This is a genomic window from Cryobacterium sp. TMT2-42-4 (assembly GCF_004402645.1).
Lineage (GTDB): Bacteria > Actinomycetota > Actinomycetes > Actinomycetales > Microbacteriaceae > Cryobacterium > Cryobacterium sandaracinum.
Map to the genome: position 1 here is coordinate 23,410 of NZ_SOFT01000014.1, position 6,109 is coordinate 29,518.

A 6,109-nucleotide genomic window follows, 5' to 3' on the forward strand; every position below is an offset into this window, starting at 1 on the left:
GAGAAGTCATGACTGAACGATTCGGCGTGGTCGGAGGCGGCATCGTCGGCGTGGCGATTGCCCGAGCACTGGCGCTCGAGCATGGGAAGACCGTGACCGTTGTCGAGAAGGAGGGCCGGCTGGCCGAGCATCAGACCGGCCGCAACTCGGGCGTCGTGCACGCCGGTCTCTATTACGCACCGGGCACCCTGAAGGCCAGGCTGTGCGCGGAGGGGCGTGCCATGACTCGGGACTTCTGCGTGGACCACAACCTTCCCTACCGGGAGGTTGGAAAGCTCGTCGTCGCCACGCGCCCCGAGGAGATCGGTGCCCTGGACAGAATCGAGGCTCGGTCGATCGACAACAAGGTGCCGGGACTCCGCCGACTACGCGCGGAGGAGATCGGCGACGTTGAGCCGCATGCTGTCGGTGTGGCCGCCCTGCACTCTCCTCACACCGCCGTCGTGGACTACGTTGCCATCACCGAGGCCCTGGCCCAGGAGCTGCGTGAGCACGGAGGCAGCATCCTTTTCAATCATGAGGTCATCGGCATCCGGGAGACGGGCGGCAAGGTGGAACTCCGCACGCCCCAGCAGACTCTTGAATTCGACCGGGTAATCGTCTGCGGCGGACTCCAGTCGGACGTGCTGGCGCAGCAGGCCGGCGCCAGCCCCTCCCCCAAGATTCTGCCGTTCAGAGGCGAGTACCGCAGTCTCGTTGCGAGTCGACACAACCTGGTCAGAGGAATGATCTATCCGGTCCCCGATTCGGACTTTCCTTTTCTCGGCGTGCACTTCACACGCAGCGTGTACGACGAGGTCCATATCGGCCCCAATGCCGTGCCCGCCCTGGCCCGGGAGGGATACCTGTGGCGAACCATTTCCGCGAAAGACATCTGGGAATCGATGCGCTGGCCCGGGGCCGGCGCCCTCGCGCGGCGCCACTGGGCCATGGGCGCGAAGGAGATCAGTGCGTCTCTTATCAAACCCCTCTACTTTCGCGAGGCGCAGCGGTTCATCCCCGAGCTGACTCTGTCGGATGTCGGCGGAAAGACAGCGGCGGGCGTGCGCGCGCAGGCCTGGGATCAAACGGGAGCACTGCTGGATGACTTCGCCCTCGACCAGATCGGCAGCGTCACGCTGCTCCGAAACGCTCCCTCACCCGCCGCGACCTCAGCAATGGCGATCGCACGCCATGTGATCAAGCATCATGTGCTCACGCACTGACCGGGGCGGCTTAGTGGTGCTGTACAAACCCACCGGCATAAACCAGACTGTGGCTCGACCAGAGCTGCTCTACCCCGCACGAGAGGAGAAGCTGACATGTCTTTCCAGGTTGTCGGCGTGCACCACGTAGGACTGACGGTTCGCGATATGAAACGTTCGTTTGACTGGTATTCGCGCATGTTCGATTTCGTGCCAGGCCCGGTCAGTGTGGGTTCGGGTGACGCCCTGTCCCGCAGCGTGCAGGTCGACGATGCGGAGCTGTCGTTCTCCATGATCATGATCGGGAACACCCGTCTGGAGTTTCTCGAATACCACCAGCCCACAGGTCGGGACTTCGACCGCAGCAACGGAGACGTAGGGTCGGCGCACGTGTGTCTGGAGGTCTCCAATCTCGATGAGGCCTACCGTGACCTGATCGCCAAAGGGGCGGTCTTCAACGCCCCGCCCGTGACTCTCGATTCCGGGGCACTCATCGGCTCGAAATGGGCCTACCTCAGAGACCCGGATGGCATCCAGTTGGAGATCTGGGAGTCACCGAGCGTTCAAGCAGGCCCGTCACCCGAGTGACGGGCCCTCATCCCGGCCACACAACCACGCTCCGATAGTGTTCACTGTAACTGTACATTTCGGTCGAGGCGAAGGTTGCCCAGCACCGAACTCCGTCTGAATCAAGGAAGATCACATGGCGATCGCAACTGTCAACCCAACGACCGGTCTCATCGAGCAGAGCTTCGAGCCCCATTCAGGTGAGGACATCGAGCGGAAACTGACTCAGGCCGCGGGTGCGGCCTCAGCCCAACGCGTCTCGGCTTTCGCCACCCGCGCGGCGTGGATGGTCCGGTCAGCCGAAATCCTTGAGTCGGAGGCGGACGCGGTCGCGGCCATCCTCACCACAGAAATGGGCAAGACCCTGAAGTCGGCACGCGCGGAAGTGCTCAAATGCGCCAAGAATATGCGCTTCTACGCCGAGCACGCCGAAGCGTTCCTCGCCGACGAGCCGCTCTCCGATCCCTCCTCGGTCGGCGCGAGCCTGGCCTATGCCCGCTACGAACCATTGGGCATTGTCCTGGCGGTCATGCCTTGGAACTACCCGCTGTGGCAGGTGATCCGATTCGCCGCCCCCGCCTTGATGGCCGGCAACGTGGGGCTGCTCAAACACGCGTCGAATGTTCCCCAGTCGGCGCTGTACCTCGACACCCTCTTTACCCGCGGAGGGTTTCCCACGGGCGCCTTCTCCACCCTGCTGATCGAATCGGGGGCGGTTGCAGCGGTGATCCAGGATTCCCGGGTCAAGGCCGTCACGCTCACGGGCTCCGAGCCGGCCGGCCGTTCGGTCGCGCAAACCGCCGGTCACAGTATCAAGAAGGCAGTGCTCGAGCTGGGTGGTTCCGATCCTTTCATCGTCATGCCCAGCGCCGACATCCGCGCCGCCGCCGCCATGGCCGCGACCTCCCGCACCGGTAACAGCGGCCAGTCCTGCATCGCGGCCAAGCGTTTCATCGTGCACACCGACGTCTTTGACGATTTCGCGGGCGCCTTCGTCGAGCAGATGCGCGCTCTGCGGGTCGGCGACCCCCTGCTCGACTCCACGGATGTCGGACCGTTGGCTACCCAGGCCGGCCGCGCCGAACTGGCTGAACTCGTCGACGACGCCCTCGCTCACGGGGCCACCGCCCTCATCGGCGGAAGCACCCCCGACGGACCGGGATGGTTCTACCCGCCGACGGTACTCACAGGAATCACCGGGAGCATGCGACTTCACCAGGAGGAGGCCTTCGGCCCGGTTGCCTCGCTCTACCGCGTGGCGTCGGTTGACGAGGCGATCGAAGTAGCCAACGGAACCCGGTTCGGGCTGAGTTCGGCCGTATGGAGCACCAACGAGGCCGAGCAGGACGCATTCTCGAGGCAGCTCGACGCGGGTGCAGTGTTCATCAACGGCATGACCGTGTCCTACCCCGAATTGCCCTTCGGCGGCATCAAGGACTCCGGTTACGGGCGCGAACTGGCCGCTGCCGGCATCCGTGAATTCTGCAACCTCAAGACGATCTGGAAGGCGTGACCGCATGACAGACGTCAGTTTCATCGGACTCGGCGAGATGGGCTCGGCCATGGCCGGCCGTCTCCTCGAGACCGGCCATTCCGTTCGGGTTTGGAACCGGTCCCCTGGTGCCGCGGATGCGCTCGTCGAGTCCGGTGCCACGCATGCCACCTCGATCGACGATGCCCTCGGTGCCGGCACAGTGATCTCGATGCTGGCCAATGACGAGGCGGCGGAGGCTGTCTTCACCGCCGAGGCACTTGCGACCGCGCCGGCCGGCACTCTCCACATAAATTGCGCGACCCTCAGCGTCGCGACCACGGACCGCCTCAGCGACCTCCATGCCCTCGCCGGCGTCGACTACGTGGCAGCGCCGGTGCTCGGCCGATCCAACATCGCGGCCGAGGGACGACTCAACATCGTCGCGGCCGGCACGGCGCGAGCCACTACCCGGGCCCAGCCCTACCTCGACGCTCTGGGCAAGAGAACCTGGGTGGTCGGCGAGCGGCCGAGCACGGCGAGTCTGGTCAAGATCGGCGTGAACTACAACCTCATCCATGCACTCCAGGCCCTGGCCGAATCGGTGACCTTGGTCGAACGTGGCGGGGTCGACGGGATAACCTTCGTCGAAATATTGACGGATGCCGCCTTCACCGGGAGCGTCTACACCGGTTATGGGAGCCTCATCGCCCGCAAGGCATATAGCCCGCCGGGGTTCACTGTCGGGCTGGGCCTCAAGGACCTGTCCCTGGCCGAGCAGGCGGCAGCAGCGAACGGCGTCGTGCTGCCCACCGCACCGGTGCTCCGCGACATGTTCGAGCGCGCACTCGCTGATCCCGAACTGGCGCCCCTCGACTGGTCGGCTATCGCCGAGATCACTCGCGGGCTGTCGACCGACGGCTGACCCCGGGCACATCAGTGCACCGCAACCACGGGTGAAAGCCGGTACCACTGAGGTCTTCGCCGAACATCTCTGCTAACTCGCGGATTCCCTTATATTTCTGGGAACCGGGCGGTCGGCTGAAAAGTCGAGGCGGGGCAGGAACCGCACAGTTCTCTGGCTTGACCTCGGATCGTGAGATCGCACAAAAGGCAGAGCAGATCGGTATCGCTCCGGGCGTGGCTGTTCACCAGATGCACCGGCGCAACTCGATTATAAATTCGGCAACCGGCTCTGCGTCGATCTAGCGGGCACCTTCACCTCTTAAACACCCGGCCTCGCACTTCTTGCGGTTGGGGCGGCGCAGAGCATGACGCAGCTGTCCGCAACTGTCCATGAGAAGACCACTGACGGAGGATAGTTGTCTCGGTCAAACGGGCACCGCCCGCTACTTCCTGGCGACTCCCAAATCGTTTCGGCCAAGAATGGCCGGCGTCGGCTGTGGGCCGTCCCCGAACCCACGTCGTCCGGGGCAATCGCGCGCCGACACACCAAGTCGAGGCTACTCGTCTCTTCGCGGAGCTAGACGCCGTTCCCACAGACACAGCGCGCTCGGGCAGCGGCACGAGCCGGCTGGAGAGAGTAGCCGTCGATGATTAGCTTGGTGCATGCCCGTGAGCTGCCTCTGCTTCGCCGCGAACCCGCTGTGATTCTGACCCTGACCAACCAACGAGGCGGTGGGCAGACCTTGTGAGTGTCAGAGCCCCGACCTACACTCCCCATATCGAATAAACGTTCGATAGCAGGGGTTGGAGGTACGAATGCGACAGAGCTTTCCGCACCTCCACGTCGCCTCCGCATACTCCCCGCACTACGGCGTGACCATGCCCGAGGTCCTCGTCGACCAGGCGGCGGCCGCCGGCTCGGACTTCCTCGCCCTCACCGACCGGGATGGACTGTAAGGAGCGGTGAAGCACGTGCGGGCGTGTGCTGCCGCCGGGATTCGGCCGGGCCTCGGCGCGGACCTGGCCGTCCACGATGATGAGCACCGGCCGCTCGGCCGGGTGACCCTGCTCGCGCACGGCGGGGACGGCCGCGGCTACGCCGCCCTCTGCCGGGCCGTAAGCTCCGCGCACGAAGCAGGCCGGGTGCCGAGCATTGACCGCCGCCGGCTCGCCACCTGGGCAGAGGGACGCACCCTCACCGTGCTCCTCGGGCCGCTCTCCGACGTGGGGCTCGCGGTGGAACGCCGGGACAGCGTCGAGTCCGTCGCGGGGTTGCGTGCGTGGCTCCGCGTCATGCCGATCGGCACGGTCACCCTCGAAGTCGTCTGCCACCTCGCACCTACCGGCCAACGCGGTTCCGTGGCCGCGGCCACCCGGATGCTGGGCCTCGCCGAGGACACCGGGACCCCCGCCATCCTCTCCAACGCCGTCCGGTACGGCGAGCCGGGTGACGCGGCGACCGCGGACCTCGCCGACGCGACCCGGCTCCTCACCCCGCTCGCTCGGCTCGAGGAACCGCAGGCGAACGGGCAAGCCTGGCTGAAAGACGGGGCGCACATGCGCCAGGTCGCCCGCATGGTCGTCGACGCCGGCGCCCGGAACCCCGGCACCCTCGACCACATCCTCCGCGCCACCCAGGAGTTGGCGGACCGGTGCGCCCTGGACCCGGCCGCGGACATCGGACTCGGCACCCCACGGATGCCGGAAGCCTCGATCATCGGCGTCGTCGGCGACCCGGTGTCTGAGTTGTGGCGGCGGGCCCGGCACGGCATCGACGACCGCTACGCCGGCACTACCCTCGCCCGTGCCGCACACCTGGAGCTGGCACATGAGATGGAGACGGTAGAGCACCTTGGGTTCGCCGCGTACTTCTTGACCGTGGCCCGGGTCGCCGACCTGATCCGGGGCATGGGCGTCCGGGTGCAAGCCCGGGGTTCCGGGGTCGGCTCGGTCTTGAACTACGCGCTCCGCACCTCCTCGG

At 65.9% G+C, this 6,109-nt stretch carries 5 protein-coding genes and 1 pseudogene; all 6 read left to right on the plus strand.

Features of this window, described 5'->3' with window-relative positions; translation table 11 throughout:
- Positions 1-8: 8 nt before the first annotated feature.
- Positions 9-1,205 carry an L-2-hydroxyglutarate oxidase gene (lhgO, locus tag E3O18_RS04070; RefSeq protein WP_134417562.1) on the plus strand — a complete coding sequence of 399 codons (1,197 nt, stop codon included), beginning with the start codon at positions 9-11 and terminating at the stop codon, positions 1,203-1,205.
- 96 nt (positions 1,206-1,301) lie between these two features.
- Positions 1,302-1,772 carry a VOC family protein gene (locus E3O18_RS04075; protein ID WP_134417564.1) on the plus strand — a complete coding sequence of 157 codons (471 nt, stop codon included), beginning with the start codon at positions 1,302-1,304 and terminating at the stop codon, positions 1,770-1,772.
- A gap of 115 nt (positions 1,773-1,887) precedes the next feature.
- Entirely contained in the window at positions 1,888-3,264 is a 1,377-nt protein-coding gene (locus E3O18_RS04080; protein WP_134417566.1) for an NADP-dependent succinic semialdehyde dehydrogenase, read from the plus strand.
- Positions 3,265-3,268: 4 nt separating this feature from the next.
- The gene (locus tag E3O18_RS04085; protein ID WP_134417568.1) at positions 3,269-4,147 is read left to right on the plus strand and encodes an NAD(P)-dependent oxidoreductase; all 879 of its coding nucleotides are present in this window, start codon (positions 3,269-3,271) and stop codon (positions 4,145-4,147) included.
- 797 nt (positions 4,148-4,944) lie between these two features.
- Positions 4,945-5,085, plus strand: a complete 141-nt coding sequence (locus E3O18_RS16035) for a hypothetical protein (protein ID WP_166784877.1) — start codon at positions 4,945-4,947, stop codon at positions 5,083-5,085.
- A 6-nt stretch (positions 5,086-5,091) separates the two neighbouring features.
- Positions 5,092-6,109: pseudogene (locus tag E3O18_RS04095) on the plus strand (DNA polymerase III subunit alpha); the annotation flags it as partial.